Origin of the sequence: Deinococcus soli (ex Cha et al. 2016) (genome assembly GCF_001007995.1) — a bacterium.
Taxonomy (GTDB): Bacteria; Deinococcota; Deinococci; order Deinococcales; family Deinococcaceae; genus Deinococcus; species Deinococcus soli.
Genome location: NZ_CP011389.1, coordinates 1771199 through 1786339, shown reverse-complemented (window position 1 = coordinate 1786339; position 15141 = coordinate 1771199). Strand labels below are relative to the sequence as shown.

Below are 15141 nucleotides of genomic sequence, written 5' to 3'. Positions count from 1 at the left end.
TGGGATGGCGTGGTCCGGGCGGTACAGTGCTTGAGTGAAGGACGCAGCGCTGCTCGTGCGGGCACAGGAGATGACGACGGCGCTCAGAGCTGGTGAACAGGTTTGGATGAACGACGTTCTGCACCTCTGGGAGTGGCTCTATGGTCATGCCCGCGACACAGAAGGGGAGCAGGCACTGGCCTGGGCGGAAGTCGCGTTCGCGCTCGTCTCAGCCTCCCCGGACTGCTGGAGGGAACCGCTGTCCATCCGTCTCCTCATGATTGCCCGGTTCGGGCCTCAGAACGGACATCCGCTTCTGGATGCCCATATATGGACCGCCGACGCGTTGAAGCTGATCCCCTGGACGCCCGATGAATATCGATCGGTGGTCGAGAACAGTGAACATCAGGACGATACGCAGCTGGACGCTATGGCGCACGTCAACAACGTTATTGAGCTTCTCTCTCAACTGGCCAAGTTCCTGCCTCACCCTCTTCATCCGGACTTGCAGAGCTGGCTGGAAGTGCGTGCTGCCCTCCGGATGATCTGAACCTGGGCGCGTATCCTCGCCCGTATGCCTGCCCCCAGTCCGTCCGTGTTGCGCCGCCTGTACGGGCTGCTGAATCCGTACCGCCGCACGGTGGGCGCGGGGCTGCTGCTGCTGCTGGGAAGCGTGGCGGCGGAACTGTACCCGCCGCTCGTGTGGATCCGCGTGGTGGATCACGGCATTCCGAACCGCGACTGGACGTTCATCGGGTGGCAGCTGGTCCTGCTGGTGGCGGTGTTCGGCGTGCAGCAGGCGCTGTCCGCGTGGCGGGGGCTACTGCTGGAACGGGCGGGGCAGGCCTTCACGCGCGACCTGCGCCTGACGCTGTACCGGAAGTTGCAGGGGCAGTCGGCGGCGTACTTCGAGGGGCAGCGCACCGGGGACCTGATCGCCCGCGTGACGGGGGACGTGGACGCGCTGCAGGACGTGCTGGTGCGCGGCACGGACGCCGTGCTGGCGAACGCCCTGCGCCTCATCGGGGTGATCGGGATCTTCATCGCCCTGCAACCGCTGCTGGGCATCCTGACGACCCTGCCGATGATCGCCGTGGCGCTCATGCTGCGCCGCTACGCGCGCACGGTGCGGCCCGCATACCGCGCGGCGCGCGCCCGCCTGGGGGACCTGAGCGCGCTGATCACGGACCGCCTGAGCGGCATCCGCGTGGTGCAGGGCTTCGCGCGGGAGGACGCCGAGGCCGAGCGCATCCGCGCCCTCGGGGACGAGCTGTACGCCGAGGGCGTGAAGGCCGTCACCATCCGCAACCGCGCCTTCCCCCGCGCGCGCTTCGTGGGGAACCTGGGGAACGTGATCATGCTGGGCGGCGGCGCGTGGCTGATCATGGCCGGGCAGTTCACGCTCGGCGGCCTCCTCGCGTACCGGGGCTACGGGCGGTACTTCTACGGTCCGATCGACGACCTCGTGAACATCGGCGACCTGCTCCAGCGGGCCGAGGCGAGCGGACGGCGGGTGTTCGAGGTGCTCGACGCGCCCGTCCCCGTGCAGGACCGGCCCGGCGCGCAGCCCCTGCCGCAGCCCGTGCGGGGCGACCTGCGCTTCGAGAACGTCACGTTCGGGTACGACCCCGCCCGGCCCATCCTGCGGGACGTGACGCTGCACATTCCCGCCGGGCAGCGCGTCGCCCTCCTCGGCGAGAGCGGGGCGGGCAAGAGCACCCTCCTGGCCCTCGTCACCCGCACCTTCGACCCGCAGCACGGGCGCGTGACGCTCGACGGGCACGACCTGCGCGACCTCACGCTGCGCAGCCTGCGCGAGAACGCCGCCGTCATGGCGCAGGACACCTTCCTGTTCCACGACACCGTGCTGAACAACGTCCGCTACGCCCGCCCGGACGCCACCGATGCCGAGGTGGACGCCGCCCTGCGCGCCGCGCACGCTCACACCTTCGTCCACGCCCTCCCCGACGGCCTCCAGACCGTCGTCGGGGAACGCGGCGTGCGGCTCAGCGGTGGGCAACGCCAGCGGCTCTCCATCGCCCGCACGCTGCTGGCCCGGCCCAGCCTCCTCCTGCTCGACGAACCCACCAGCGCCGTGGACGCCGAGAGCGAAACCCAGGTCGTCGCCGCGCTGGACGAGCTCACGCGCGGCCGCACCGCGCTGATCGTCACGCACCGCCCCAGCCTCGCCCGCACCGCCGACCGCGTCATCGTCCTCGCGGGCGGCATGATCGTCGAGGACGGCCACCCCGACACCCTCCGCCGACGCGGCGGCGCGTACGCCATGCTGGAACGCTAGATGGGCGGCGAACTCATGCCCGAGGTGACGGGCTGAGCCTTACAGCCCGCCCCTCGGGTTGACGTCCACCCTGATCTTCGCTTTCCAGGTTCGGGTGTCGAGGATGCGCAGGAGTTCGCCGAGGCGGGTGTCGTTGCGGGCGCGCAGGAAGAGGTGGTAGGGGTACACGCCGCGCACGCGGGCGACCGGGCTGGGCGCGGGGCCGAGGACCTCGTGGGCGGTGGCGCCGGCGCCGTGGAGGGCGTCGGCGAGGTCCTGCGCGGCGGCCTGCGCCTTGTGCTGGTCGCGGGCGCTGATCTCGATCTGCGCGAGGCGGGCGTGGGGGGGGTAGTTCAGGGCGGCGCGGGCGCGTTCCTCGGCGGCGGGGTACGCGAGGGTGTCGCGGCCGTCCACCATGACTTTCAGGGCGGGGTGGTCGGCCTGGAAGGTCTGCACGAGGATCATGGGCGCGCGAGTGGGGTGCCACTCGGCGAGCTGGCGCAGCAGGCGGTGGTAGCGTTCGCTGGCGCGGAAGTCGCTGACGTTCAGCCACGTGTCGGCCAGGGTCACGCCGATCAGGGCGAGGTCCGGGGGCGGTTCGTGCGACAGCAGGAGTTGCGTGCCGATGACCACACCACTCTCGCCGCGCATCAGGGGCGTGAGGTCATCCTGGCGGTCCCGGTCGAGGCGGTAGACGGGGAAGCCGGGGAGGAGTTTCTGCACCTCCTGCGCAATCCATTCGGTGCCGGGGCCGCGCGCCTGCCACATGGGATCGCCGCACTGGTCGCAGCGTTCGGGGATGGGCTGGTGGTACCCGCACTGGTGGCAGGTGAGCTGCCGCCCCTCGCGGTGGAAGCGCAGCGGGACGTCGCAGTTGCGGCACTGCGGGGTGTGGTCGCAGCCCGGGCAGCGCAGCAGGGCGCTGTACCCCCGCCGGGGCGCGAGGAGGGCCGCCTGACGGCCGCGTTCCTGCACCTGCCGCAGCACGCGGGCGAGGTCGTGGCTGAGGGGGTACCCCTGATCCCCGAGGCGCAGGTGGACGCTGGATAGCGGTCCCAGTTCGGCCTGCTCGGGTGGGTTGGCGTAATCGACGACGTGCACGCGGGCGCGCGGCGGCGGGAGGACCGCGCCGGGGTGCGGGACGCTCTCGGCGGCGGGCGTGGTGCCCACCAGGGCCAGGGCGGCGTCGTGCGCGGCGGCGATGCGCGTGGCGAGGTCCGGCAGGAACGCGCGGCTGCCGCTCAGGAGCTTGTGCGCGTCGCTGGCCTCCTCCAGCACGATGATCAGCGCGAGGTCGTCCAGCGGGGCGGCCAGCGCGTGCCCGCTGCCGATGACGAGCCGGGCCTCGCCCGTGCGGATGAGCTGCCAGGTGTGGGCGCGCTGCGGCTCGCTGAGGGTGCCGGTCAGCTGCACGGCCCGCGTACCCGCGTGCGCGGCGAGGCCGGAGAGGCCCTCCCAGGCGCGGCGGAGCGTCGCGTGGTCCGGCGCGAGGATCAGCACGCTCCGCCCCTGCGTGAGCAGCCGCGTGACGCGCGGGGCGAGCAGCGCGAAGCGCGCGCGGGCGCGGCCCCCGTGCAGCCGCCACACCGGCGCTTCCGGCAGCGGGTCGGGCGCCCCGGCGGGGTCGGGCTGCGGGTGCGGTTCCGGCAGGGCGGGTGGGGGCTGCGGGACCAGGGTGGTGTCGGCCCAGCCGCGCAGGGCCAGCGTGCCCGCCTGCGTGGGGGTCAGCGGCACCCCGTCCGCCGAGGCGCTGTTCGCCCACGCGGCGTACGTGTCCACCGGGCCGTGCTCGTGCAACCACGCCCAGGCGGGGGGTGGTGGGGCATCGACCAGCGTGTACTCGGCGCCGCCCGCGTTCAGGGCCGCCGTCACCACGCCGCTGCTGACGCCCGCGCCCTTCGCCCAGGCGCTCAGCGTGTCGCAGGGGCCGTGCTCCGCCAGCCACATGGCGGCCTGCGCCTGCTTCGCCGTCAGGCCCGCCGGGGCCGGGGTCACGGCGCTCAGGACCGTCGCGGTGCGGTTCCCGGCGGGCACCTCATCCAGCGGGCGGGCGGCGACCGCGCCGCGCATCCGGGGGCGGGGCGTGAAGCGTTCCTCCAGCAGCCCCTGCTCGCGGATGGCGTCCAGCAGCGCGTCCGGGAAGGCGCCCGCGTCCGTCCAGCGGTCGGTGGGTGGGCGGCGCGCGAACACGCTCAGGTCCGCGCCCTCCACCGCGCGGACCATGTGCGTCACCTCGGGCTGCCAGCCCACGCCCAGCAGGTCACCCCAGATCAGCCCGGCGGGAATGCGGGCGTCCGCCGCCCAGCCCTGCACGCCCGACACGGTCGCCGGGGTCACCCAGGGACTCGTGGGGTCGTCGAGGACGTGCACGGCCTCGCGCAGGCGGTGCACGCCGCGCCCGTCCCCGTTTCCGACGACCAGCCCGACCTCCAGCGCGCCACGCCACGGCACCAGCACCCGGCAGCCCAGCGGCGCCGCGCCCGTCCAGCCGTGCGGCGGGGCGAAACCGCAGGGCCCAATGGGCAGGTTCACGACCACCAGCCACGAATCCAGAAGGGGAGGGGCGGGCGGCGTCACGTGCCTCAGGCTAGCGCGACCCACCCCCGGGAAACGGTGAGGCGGTACCCTCGGGCGGATGAACGGAGGGGCAGGAGGAGCGGATGTCCGCCGGGGTGTGCTGCTGGGCGTGACGTCCGCCGCGGCGTTCGGCACACTGGGCATCTGGGGGAAACTGGCGGGTCAGGCGGGGCTGGCGTCCTTCACGACGCTGGGCTGGCGGTTCCTGATCGTGGCGGCGCTGCTGCTGCCCCTCAGCTCGCGCGGGATCACGGGCGCGCAGCGGGCGCGGATGCTGGGCGTGGGCCTGCTGTACACCCTGGCGACCACCTGTTACTTCGGGGCGCTGGAGCGGGTCTCGGCGGGCGCGACGTCGCTGCTGCTGTACCTCGCCCCGGCGTTCGTGATCCTGCTGTCCTGGGGGCTGGGCCGCGCGCCGCGCCGCACGCAGTTGGGCGCGGTGGCGCTGGCGGGCGCGGGACTGGCGCTGGTGGTGGGCCTGCCGTCCGCCGCGGACCGCGACGCCGCAGGGCTGGGCTTCGCGGCGGGCGCGGGCGCGCTGTACGCCGGGTATCTGGTCGCCAGCGAGCGGCTGCTGGGCGGCGTGAGTGCCCTGGCCGCCACCGCCCACATGGCCCTGGTCAGCGGCGTGGTGTTCGCCGTGCTGGCCGCCGCGCAGGGCGCGCTGCACGTTCCGGTCGGCGCGGTGCAGTGGGGGCCGATCCTGGCGCTGGCGCTGCTGCCCACCATCGTCGCGGTGCCCGCCCTGTACGGCGCGGTCCGGGCGCTGGGCGCCACGCGCGCCAGCCTGCTGGGCACCCTGGAACCCCTGGTCACGGTGGCGCTGGCGGCCGTCATCCTGCGCGAGCAACCCGGCCCCGGCGCGGCGCTGGGCGGCCTGCTGATCCTTGCGGGGGCGCTGCTGGCCCAGTGGCCCGCGAAAGCTACGCCTGCGGCGGCTGCCCCGGCGGGAGCGGACGCGGCGGCGGCGCGTACACCGCGCGGGCCGGAACGCTGAGCGTCTCCCGTTCGGGATAGCGCAGCGCGGTCAGTGCCCCGCCGAACGCGCAGCCGGTGTCGAGATTCACGGTGTTCCCCACCCAGCGCGGCTCGGCGTGCGGCGTGTGTCCGTACGCGACCAGCGGCGCGCCCGTGTACCCGGCGGCCCAGTCGCGCCGGACCGGGAGGCCCAGTTCGTCGCGTTCGCCGGTCGTGTCGCCGTACAGTGCGAAACTCCGCGCGCGGCCACTCCCGCGCCCGTGCAGGTGCGCCGGGAGGCCCCCGTGCGCCGCGATCAGCCGCCCCCCGTCCAGCACGAGGTGCGCCGGGAGTCCCTCCAGAAAGGTGCGCACCTGCGCCTGGAACGCGAGCCCGGCGGCCTGCAACTCCGCGAGGGTCACGTCCAGCCCGTGCAGAGGTTTCACCGCCTTGCCGCTCAGCGCCCGCAGGAGCTTCTCGTCGTGGTTGCCGGTCACGCACAGCGCCGCGCCCGACGCCACCATGCCCATCACCAGCCGCAGGACGCCCGCGCTGTCCGGCCCCCGGTCGGTCAGGTCGCCCAGGAACACCGCCGTGCGGCCCGCCGGAGGCGTCATCGACTCCCCATCAAGGACGTACCCGAGGCGGGTCAGCAGGTCGCGCAATTCCTCCAGGCAGCCGTGCACGTCCCCGATCAGGTCGAACGGCCCGTGCAGGTCCCGGCGGTCCACCCGCAGCGGCACGCGCCGCACGCCCACACGGGCGATCTGCGCGCCCCGCAGGTGCCACGCCTGCCGGAACCCCTCGGCGCGCAGGCCACCCGCCGTGCGCCGCAGCTCCGAGACCTGCGCGATCAGCTCCTCGCGGCTCAGGGGGCCCCCGCTGCGCGCGTCCAGCACGGCGCGGTCCTCGTCCAGCAGCACCGCGACCGCCTTCACGTCGTGCTCGCGGGCCAGGGCCGACCAGGGCGCCCGCTCCAGGGGCCGCGTGGCCGGGGCGATCACGACCGCCAGTTCACCCGCCGCCAGCCGCGCCGCCACCGCCGCACGCAGGGCGTCCGCGTCCGGGAAGGCCCGGGCGTCGAACACCTCGCCGGGCGTGAAGTGCCGCGCCGCGAAAGCCCCCCGCCCCGAGCCGGCCACGCCCACGAGGAGCACCAGCGCCAGCGCAGGCAGCTCGATCACATCGGGGGCGGCGGTCAGGGTCACGCCCCGTATCCTCGCACAGCCGCTTCCGGCCGGTAGGGGGCGGTCACCCGCGCCGGCAAGCTGACCGGCAGCTGATCGTGCGAGCTTCACCGCAGCCTCACGCGGCCCCCGGCCCTTACTATGCGCGCGATGCGCCGCGCCGCCCTCCTGCTTCCCCTCCTGATCGGCTCGCTGAGCACGGCCACCACCTCTCCCCGCAGCGCCGACCAGTGGTACACCCAGGCCCGCACGCAGGCCCGTGCGGGACAGTGGACGGCCGCGCACGCCGCGTACCTCCAGGCGACCACCCTGAACCCCACCGCCGCGAACTGGCGCGCCCTGGCCGACACCCGCGTGCAGCTGCGCGACTACGACGGCGCCGTGCAGGCCTACACGCAGGCCGCGAACCTCGCCCGCGCGCGGGGCGACCTGAACACCGCGCGCGCCACGGACCTGATCGCCGCCCGCTACCGGCAGGAGGGGCAGGCGTTCCTGCTGGCCCCCGCCCCCTTCAGCCCAGAGCCCACGCCCGGCTGCGCCCCCCGGCCCGCCCGGCTGGAACCCACCGCCGGCATCCTGCTGGGCCGCTACGCCGACGAGCAGGCCCTGACCCCCACCGGACAGCTGCGCGCCGAGCCCGGACTGGGCGGCCCGCTGGCCGTGAGCTTCCGGTACTTCACGCTGCGCGCCCCCGGCCGCGGCGAGGCCTTCCCGACCCGCTGGGTGCGCGCCGCGCGGCAGGCGGGGATGGCCGTGCACATTGCACTGGAACCCGGAATGCCGCTGCGGCAGGTCACCGAGCAGACCCTGACGCCCTTCGCGAAGGCCGCCCGCGCCTCCGGGGCGCCGGTCTACCTGCGCTTCGCCGGGGAGTTCAACGACCCCGCCAACGAGTGGAGCCGCGACCCCGCGCTGTACCGCGCCAAATTTCGCCTCGTGCACAGCGTCATGCGCAGACACGCGCCGAACGTCGCGCTGGTCTGGATGCCGATGGGCTCCCGCCTGGACGTCGTGGGCAGCTACTACCCCGGCGCGGACGCCGTGGACTGGGTGGGCCTGAGCGTCTACGCCGCGCCCTTTCGCAACGGCAACGTCCGCGACAGCGCCCTGACCGACAGCCCGCTGGACGCGCTGGACGTCATCTACCGCCGTTACGCCTGCGCGCACCCCATCCAGATCAGCGAGTTCGCGGCCTCCAGCCGCAGCGGCGCGCAGCCCGCCACTGGGTACGCCGCGTTCGCCGCCTCGAAACTCCGCGAAGCTTACTGGGGCGCCGCGCTGAAGTACCCCCGCGTGAAGAACATCAACTGGCTGGACCTGAACATGCTCACCAGCCCCTACGTGCAGCCCCGCCCCGTCACGCGCCGCAACGACTACCGCCTGCTCGGCAGCCCCGAGAAACTCGCCGCGTTCCGCGAACTGCTCACGCACCCGGCGTTCCTCACGCGGCCCGGCGCAGGCGCCACCCTCACCCCACGCGCGCTCCCCACCACGGTCAGCAGCGGCGCGCCCCACAGCGGGAACCTCTGGATCAGGACGGTGGACACGCCCGCCCGCGTGACCCTCACCCTCGACGGGCAGCCCGTCCCGGTCGGGCAGACCCTGCCGCACGCCTTCACGCTGCCCGCCGACCTCACCCCCGGCCCGCACGTCCTGACCCTCACCGTGCACAACCGGCAGGGCGAGGTGATCCTGACCCGCACCTCTCCCTTCAGCGCGCAGTGAGCGGGAGGGCACCCAATCGCACCTGCACGACCCAGTCGCTCACCGCCCGCTGCGCCGCGTCCGGCACGGCGTCCGGCAGCCGGGTCGAGAGAGGCGCGGCCTCCAGCGCCGCGAGCAACTTCCGGTGCGCCGCGCGGTACGCGTTCAGCGGCTCGGGCAGGGGCTCCGCCTCGCGCTCCGACTGCTTGAGGGCCATCAGATCCTCCAGGAACGGCAGGCGCGCCCCGGCGTTCAGCGCGCCCAGGTTCGCCTCCACCTCTCCGGTGCGCAGCAGGTGCAGCCCGGTCAGCACCGTGCGGAACGCGTACAGCAGCGGCTTCACGCGCGGGCCCTGTGGCGTGGCGGCCTCCTTCTCCAGCAGCCGCCACTGGTTCACCGTGAACCCCAGGTAGTGCGCCGCGTGATGCCGCGTCAGCACCCCCGGCGCCAGGGCCACCAGCGCCGCGTGCGCCGCCGACGAGTGCACCACCAGCGGCGACAGCAGCTGCTCCAGCACGTACCCGTTCCGCTTCAGTAGCAGGCCCGCGAACTTGTGGGCGTCATGCGTCACCAGATCCAGCTCGACCACCCCGTCATCCCGCTCCAGGGACAGCGTGCCCGGCCCCACCTGCAAGCCCAGCACCTCCGCCAGCGGCAGCACGTGCGCGCCGCGCAGGTCCCAGTCGCTGTCCGCACTGGGAAACCCATACAGGTGCGCCCCGCTGACTGTGGCGAACACCAGCGGGAAGGCGTGCTCCTGAACGGCCTGAGTCAACTGAGGGGGAAAGGAGAATCCAGCGTCCATACGTCACCTCCAGGGGCGTGCAGCGTGACCTCGTGGGCCTCGCCGAGATCGGGGAATTCCAGCATCCGCAGCTGGTTGGCCAGGACCGCGCCCGGCACCACGCGCGCCCGCGCGGCGTTGCGCTGAGCGGCGACGCCCGGCGACGTCCAGGCCACCCACAGGCGCGTCAGCGCTCCGTAATCATGCCCCAGCCCGAGCACCTGCGCCCGCTGATCCCGCCGCAGGCTGGTGGCGTCCCACACGACATGCTCGCGGCGTCGCAGTCCTTCCCGCAGCGCCTCCCGAGCCGCCTGCAGAACCTGCCCGTTCACCCGCTGGTCCTGCGCGCCGCGCCCCAGCTGCGCGCGCAGGGCGTCCAGGCTGATCACCCGCGCCCCGCTCAGCTGGGCGGCCAGGGTGCTCTTGCCGCTGCCTGACGGTCCACACAGCACCGTCAGGCGCGGGAATCCCTGCCGGGCGGCAGCCTGGACGCGCTGCGCGGCCTCGTGTGGCGTGTGGATCACGCCCGCCTCCCAGTCGGCCACGCCGCGCCCCAGCGCCAGGGCCAGCAGGTCGTCATCCGCGCCGGGCAGCAGGGAGCGCACCTGCGCCCGGAAGTCCGCCAGTGGCTCCGGCGCGTCCCAGACGCCCAGTTCACGCGCGGCGAGTTCTAGCAGGTCGGCCGTGTCCTCGCCCACCCGGGCGTCCGCGCCGCGCACCACCCGCCCGTGGGCGTCTGCGCGGGCCAGCAGCGTCAACAGGGGCAGCGGCGCGCGGCGTGCCAGGGCGGGCACCCCGCGTTCCAGGGTGCCGTCCAGCGCGCGGTGCAGGCTGTGGTGCGCCGCGACCAGCGCCAGTACGGTCCGGATCAGGCTGGGCGGCAGTCCAGAATCCAGCAGCCGGAACGACAGGGCGTCCCGCCCGCGCCGCGCATGCTGCGGCGAACGCACCCGCACCACGCCCCCCTCGTCCGGCACGTCCCGGGTCGTCAGGGCCTTGCCCACGTCATGCAGCGCCGCCGCCAGGATCAGCGCGGCCCGGGCCTCACCGCGCAGGTCCGCTCCGTCCGCCAGCTCATGCGCCCAGCGAACGACCAGTGCCGAGTGCGCCGCCACGCTGCCCTCCGCGTGCCACTGCGCGTCCTGCCGCGTCTCCGGCAGCTGGGCCAGCAGCGGCACGAACGACGTCAGCTCGCCGCTGATCGCCTCGAACGGCACCCCCTCCCCAGCCTCCAGCCGCGCGAGGAGTGCCTCCGCCCCACTTGGCCCCCTCATGCCGGTTCGTCCCGCAGGCCGTTGCGTTCCACCGGGCGGCTCAGCCAGTGTTCGTCGGTCTGCACGTGCCCGGCCCGCACCCACTTCGCCACGCGCCGCCCGAACTGCGCGTACGGAATCTCGCCCGTCACGCGCACCACGTAACCTTCCATCCGCGCCGTGTCCACCGTCAGGGCCCGCAGGGCCGCCTCGTCCCACACGCCCCGGTACAGTTCCCGCGGGGTGGGCACGTCCAGCCGCGCCGCCCAGTCCCGCACCTCGGCCCACGGGCGCGACACGTTCCGGTCGTCCCAGACGCTGAACAGATAGAAGTACCCGGCCAGCGCCTCGTACCGCAGGCTGTGTACCGCGAACACGTTCTCTCCGCACAGGCGCCAGCCGGGCGGAATCTCATGCCCGAAGCGGCCCCGCTCGGCTTTCACCCACGTGCGCGACGGGTGAGGCCGCGTGTCCAGGCTGCGGGCGTGCAGGTCCGCGCGGTACAGGCTGGTGTTCTCGCCGTCGAGCTTCTCGGTGACGACCACCTCCTGTCCCTCCAGGTCCCTCAGGGACGGAATGCGTCGGTCATCGTTCTGAAGCCCGGGCGACCAGGGCAGGTGGGGGGTAGACGGGTACTTGACTCTCACGCAGCATCACCGCCCGGCAGCCTAGCCGCGCCCTGTGCGGGCCTGCATCGGCCAGCTGCGCACCACCCGCTGAGCCGGATGGCAGAGGCACCGGGCGGCGGCTTACCAGTCCAGCGCGGCGTGGCGGGCGTCCAGCAGCCACGCCTCGACCCGCGCTGCGTCGGGCCGTTCGGGCAGGCGGGTGTGGGCGGCGGCGTGCTCGAACTCGGCCTGCAGGGCCTGCTGCCACGCGTCCGCCTCGGCCCAGGTCATCTCGCCGCGCTTGATGGCCAGCAGCGCGTCCCGGTGCGGGGTGACGTCCACGAGGACCTCCCCGGTCCGCAGGGCGTGCGTGCCGCTGATCAGGAGGCGCAGCAGGTGCACGAGGTGCTTCAGCCGCACCTCGCCGTGCGTGCGCCGCTCGTTCTCAAGGCGGCGCAGCTGCGCCCGGACGTACTCGCCGTACGTCGTGACGATCAGGCGACTCAGGAACGCGTCCCGGAGGTCCAGCAGCGCCGCCGCGACCGGCGTGACCGTCAGCGGCAGCGGTGAGGCCAGGACCTCCAGCACGTTCGGGTTGGCCTTCAGGGCCAGCCGCACGAACTTCCCAGCCTCCCAGTACACCTCCTCGCGGCCTGGCGACTCGAACTCCAGCTGCTCGGGCACCCCCGTGAGGCTCCAGTGAAGCCGGGCGGGCGGCAGGTAGAAGCCCCGCACGTCCGTGTCGGACGCGTCCGTGCCCAGCCCGAAGGCGCGGCTGCCCATCACGCACGCGTACTGCACGAAGGGGCGCAGGTCCTCATGTGCGGCCGGGATCGCCTCGGCGTCCGCGCGGGCGACTTTCAGGTGCACGCGGTTCACGGCCCGCACCGTCCCGGCAAAATCCACGTCGTACACGCTGCCCGCCCCGCCGGTCACCACGCCCCAGGTGCCCTGCGCCAGCCCGGGCAGGGGCACATGCAGCGCCACGCGCGTTCCGGGAGGCAGGTCACGGGTCATACCCCGCACGCTACCGGGTTATGGGCGCCGGAGCATCCGCCATCCGGCGCAGGCGAGGCAGACAATAAAAAAGCCGCCTCTCGGGCGGTGATGTCCAAGAATATAACGCGGTATGCAGGATTGGTCAAGGGTATGCGGGCGTATCCTGGGCCCGTGAGGACGCTTTGAGCGGGATCGTGTGGCTGGCGCTGGACGGCGTGGGGCACCCGCAGGACGCGCCGGTCGGGAGTGTCTGGGATCAGCCGCTGGACACCCTGCGGCCACTGGTGGACGCGGGCCTGTGCCTGGACGCGACGCTGGGCGTGCCGGGCCTGCCGCAGTCCGGGACGGGGCAGGCGTGCTGGCTGACCGGGCGGGACGCGGTGCGCGTGATGGGCGAGCATTTCGGGCCGCATCCGGGCCCGACCCTGCAGCGGCTGCTCCAGGCCGAGGCGCTGCCGGTGCGGCTGGCGCAGGCGGGGGCGCGCGTGGCGCTGGGGAACGAGTACGTGCCCGCGTACTTTCAGGCGCTGGAATCGGGGGCGGGTCGCCGCAACCGCATGGGCTGCTTTCCGTTCGCGTTCCGCGCGGCGGGCCTGCCGCTGAACCCGCCGGGCGTGCCGCTTCTGGGCGCGACGCTGGGCCTGGGGTACGCGCGGCCCTGGGCTGCGGTGGGGGAGGAGGGGGCGGCGCTGGACGCCCTGGCCCGGCACGGGGCGGCGCTGGCCCGCACGGCGACGGCATTCGACCTGTTGGCACTGGACCTGTGGTTCAGTGACCTGCTGGGCCACGCGGGCGCGCCAGACGTGCCGGGGGACGCCCTGGCCGCCGGGCGGTCGTACCTGCGGCGGGTGGACGCGCTGCTCTCAGGCCTGCTGGGCGCGGGGGCGCGGGTGGTGGTCAGCAGTGACCACGGGAACCTGGAGGACCTGCGGACGAAGGGGCACACGCACGCGCGCGTGCCGTTCGCGGGGGCCGGGGTGGACGTGGGACAGCCGGGCGACGTCGTGGAGGCCGGTCGGGTGCTGGCCGGGTGGTTCGGGCTGCCCACGCCCCTGCCGGACGCTTGACCGGGTGGGGGGCGGCGCTGCTAGAGTGCCCCCTGCAACCGTTCAACGTGAGAGAGGGTCCGCAGGGACCACGCGCAGGGCCGATCTTCCGGGCCGCTGGACTGGGTTATCCACAGGTTTATCCACAGGCGCTGTGGACAGCCTGTGGATAAGCGCGACTCCCCACCCCTGAGGAACCGATCAATTGTTCGTGTGAAACACGTTTTTCAGAGGTTGCGTGGAAGAGTTCCACGGTCAGGAAAGTTATCCACAGGTGCTCGTTTCACTGTGGATAACTCTGGGCTGCTCGGCGCGTTTCCTGTACAAAAGCCCGCACGGCGGCCGGGTCTTTCATGCCAGGACCTGCTTCCAGGCGGCTCACGGCGTCCACCCCGGCGGGCCTCAGGGCCGTCATGGCGGCCGCCACGTTCCCCGCACCCAGGCCTCCAGCCAGCCACGCCCCGTGGGGAAAGAGGGGGCGCAGCGCGTCCCAGTCGAGCGGAATGCCGCCACCGGGTTCGGGCGCGTCCAGCATCAGCGTGACGCTGGGGTGCCCGTGCCACATGTCCGCCTGCGCCGCCAGATCGGCGGGGCGCACGACACGCAGAACGGGATAATACGCGGCGACCGCGGTCACGTAAAGACCTGACACGTGCCCATGCAGTTGCACGGCGCTCACCCGCGCGGCCTCCGCTGTGCGCAGCACCTCGTCCAGCCCTTGGTCCAGGAACACGCCCACCCGCGCCACGCTGGGCCCGACGCTCAGGCCCGCCTCACGCGCCACCCGCGGCGTCACCAGCCGCTTGCTGACCGGCGCGAAGATGAACCCCAGCGCGTCCGCACCCGCCTCGGCACTCAGGACGGCGTCGCGCACGCTGGTCGTGCCGCACACCTTCACCTGCACGGTCACTGCGGCCCCCGCGCGGCTTCCAGTTCGCTCACGCGCGCCTCCAGCGTCCGCACCTGCCGGGTCAGGGCCAGCAGCAGCAGCGCGTAATGGTCGTAGATCTTCGGGCGTTCCATGCGCAGCTCGCCGCTCATCCAGCCGTCCAGGAGCCGCTCGGCCTCTTTCAGCACCTCGGCGTCCGGCACGTCCCGGTAGGAACGGCTGCCCATGATCTCCCGCGCGAAATTCAGTTCCCGGTCACTCATGCGCGTCATTCTCCCTGAATGGCACGCCCCCCACTATGATCGTCACCGCCGGACTCCCCCGAGCAGCGCCGCACCCACGCCGCGCTGCGGTTCGTCAGGAAGCCCACCACCGGCAGCAGGCCCGACACGGCCGCGAAGATGACCGCCATGCCAGCCGTCATCGGCAGCAGCATCAGGGAGATCAGTGGCGCACTCGACAGGCCCGCCAGCGTGAACAGCGCGCCCGCCACGAACGACACCAGCGCGCCCGTGATCAACGCCTGAGTCGCGACCCGCCACCTCGCCCTGTCGAGCGGGCGGTGCCACGCCGCCAGCCCCAGGCTGCACAGCCACGCCGCGCCGCTCACGGAAACCGCGATGGGCACGAAGAACGTGAACTTCATCCACTCATCGGTCACGCGCATGTAGGGACGCCCCCAGTACAGCTGCGTGAGCCACAGCAGGCACAGCGTCCCGATCAGCAGCGCGTCCAGCGCGGTCCCCAGCACCACGCGCGGCGAGAGGACCGCACGGAGGGCCGCCCGGCGGGTCATGCGCCCAGCGTAGCCGGGTCGGTGCCGTGCGGCTGCGTCATCTGACGGATGCCCGCCGGGGGCGGCGCGTGCGAGGCTGCGCGC

Annotated in this window: 14 protein-coding genes; 5 read left to right on the top strand and 9 right to left on the bottom strand. The window is 73.4% G+C overall.

The features are described 5' to 3' along the window. Positions 1 to 34 precede the first annotated feature (34 nt). Together SY84_RS08830 and SY84_RS08825 are read left to right on the top strand one after the other, a co-directional pair. A complete protein-coding gene (locus tag SY84_RS08830) occupies positions 35 to 529 on the top strand; it encodes a hypothetical protein (protein ID WP_046843709.1) in 495 nt (164 codons plus the stop codon). A 24-nt stretch (positions 530 to 553) separates the two neighbouring features. Continuing rightward, positions 554 to 2278 (top strand): ABC transporter ATP-binding protein, encoded by a 1725-nt coding sequence (locus SY84_RS08825; RefSeq protein WP_046843708.1) that lies wholly within the window; start codon positions 554 to 556, stop codon positions 2276 to 2278. Between the two features lie 39 nt (positions 2279 to 2317). Here SY84_RS08825 and priA read toward each other — a convergent pair whose 3' ends face one another. Next, positions 2318 to 4834, bottom strand: a complete 2517-nt coding sequence (gene priA, locus SY84_RS08820) for a replication restart helicase PriA (protein WP_046843707.1) — start codon at positions 4832 to 4834, stop codon at positions 2318 to 2320. A gap of 58 nt (positions 4835 to 4892) precedes the next feature. Between priA and SY84_RS08815 the strand changes: the two genes are divergently transcribed. Then, positions 4893 to 5831, top strand: coding sequence for a DMT family transporter (locus SY84_RS08815; protein WP_046843706.1), 939 nt, complete (start codon positions 4893 to 4895; stop codon positions 5829 to 5831). Here the strand turns inward: SY84_RS08815 and SY84_RS08810 are convergent. Next, positions 5758 to 6999 carry a metallophosphoesterase gene (locus tag SY84_RS08810; RefSeq protein ID WP_245621300.1) on the bottom strand — a complete coding sequence of 414 codons (1242 nt, stop codon included), beginning with the start codon at positions 6997 to 6999 and terminating at the stop codon, positions 5758 to 5760. The genes SY84_RS08815 and SY84_RS08810 overlap by 74 nt on opposite strands. 129 nt (positions 7000 to 7128) lie before the next feature. Between SY84_RS08810 and SY84_RS08805 the strand changes: the two genes are divergently transcribed. Beyond that, positions 7129 to 8703 (top strand): hypothetical protein, encoded by a 1575-nt coding sequence (locus SY84_RS08805; protein WP_052751091.1) that lies wholly within the window; start codon positions 7129 to 7131, stop codon positions 8701 to 8703. Here the strand turns inward: SY84_RS08805 and SY84_RS08800 are convergent. From SY84_RS08800 to SY84_RS08785, 4 genes are all read right to left on the bottom strand, one after another. After that, positions 8690 to 9457: a DNA polymerase beta superfamily protein gene (locus SY84_RS08800; protein ID WP_245621299.1), complete on the bottom strand. Its 768-nt coding sequence runs from the start codon at positions 9455 to 9457 to the stop codon at positions 8690 to 8692. The genes SY84_RS08805 and SY84_RS08800 overlap by 14 nt on opposite strands. Beyond that, a complete protein-coding gene (locus SY84_RS08795) occupies positions 9454 to 10740 on the bottom strand; it encodes an AAA family ATPase (RefSeq protein ID WP_081424550.1) in 1287 nt (428 codons plus the stop codon). Before SY84_RS08795 ends, SY84_RS08800 begins: the two co-directional genes overlap by 4 nt. After that, positions 10737 to 11264, bottom strand: a complete 528-nt coding sequence (locus tag SY84_RS08790) for an RNA ligase family protein (protein WP_245621298.1) — start codon at positions 11262 to 11264, stop codon at positions 10737 to 10739. The genes SY84_RS08795 and SY84_RS08790 overlap by 4 nt, the downstream gene beginning before the upstream one ends. 204 nt (positions 11265 to 11468) lie before the next feature. Beyond that, entirely contained in the window at positions 11469 to 12344 is an 876-nt protein-coding gene (locus SY84_RS08785) for a DNA polymerase beta superfamily protein (RefSeq protein ID WP_046843703.1), read from the bottom strand. Between the two features lie 164 nt (positions 12345 to 12508). Between SY84_RS08785 and SY84_RS08780 the strand changes: the two genes are divergently transcribed. Beyond that, positions 12509 to 13393: a metalloenzyme domain protein gene (locus SY84_RS08780; RefSeq protein WP_046843702.1), complete on the top strand. Its 885-nt coding sequence runs from the start codon at positions 12509 to 12511 to the stop codon at positions 13391 to 13393. A 262-nt stretch (positions 13394 to 13655) separates the two neighbouring features. Here the strand turns inward: SY84_RS08780 and SY84_RS08775 are convergent, their stop codons facing one another. The 3 genes from SY84_RS08775 to SY84_RS08765 are packed head-to-tail and all read right to left on the bottom strand — an operon-like array spanning position 13656 to position 15057. Then, entirely contained in the window at positions 13656 to 14276 is a 621-nt protein-coding gene (locus tag SY84_RS08775) for a phosphoribosylanthranilate isomerase (RefSeq protein WP_046845072.1), read from the bottom strand. A 2-nt stretch (positions 14277 to 14278) separates the two neighbouring features. Further along, entirely contained in the window at positions 14279 to 14524 is a 246-nt protein-coding gene (locus tag SY84_RS08770; RefSeq protein WP_046843701.1) for a hypothetical protein, read from the bottom strand. A gap of 5 nt (positions 14525 to 14529) precedes the next feature. Next, positions 14530 to 15057 (bottom strand): hypothetical protein, encoded by a 528-nt coding sequence (locus SY84_RS08765; protein WP_046843700.1) that lies wholly within the window; start codon positions 15055 to 15057, stop codon positions 14530 to 14532. Positions 15058 to 15141: the final 84 nt, after the last annotated feature.

Coding starts and splice junctions, on each gene's coding strand:
- SY84_RS08770 (WP_046843701.1), bottom strand. CDS start 14,524: ATGAGTGACCGGGAACTGAATTTCGCGCGGGAGATCATGGGCAGCCGT.
- SY84_RS08785 (WP_046843703.1), bottom strand. CDS start 12,344: ATGACCCGTGACCTGCCTCCCGGAACGCGCGTGGCGCTGCATGTGCCC.
- SY84_RS08765 (WP_046843700.1), bottom strand. CDS start 15,057: ATGACCCGCCGGGCGGCCCTCCGTGCGGTCCTCTCGCCGCGCGTGGTG.
- SY84_RS08825 (WP_046843708.1), top strand. CDS start 554: ATGCCTGCCCCCAGTCCGTCCGTGTTGCGCCGCCTGTACGGGCTGCTG.
- SY84_RS08795 (WP_081424550.1), bottom strand. CDS start 10,740: ATGAGGGGGCCAAGTGGGGCGGAGGCACTCCTCGCGCGGCTGGAGGCT.
- SY84_RS08805 (WP_052751091.1), top strand. CDS start 7,129: ATGCGCCGCGCCGCCCTCCTGCTTCCCCTCCTGATCGGCTCGCTGAGC.
- SY84_RS08815 (WP_046843706.1), top strand. CDS start 4,893: ATGAACGGAGGGGCAGGAGGAGCGGATGTCCGCCGGGGTGTGCTGCTG.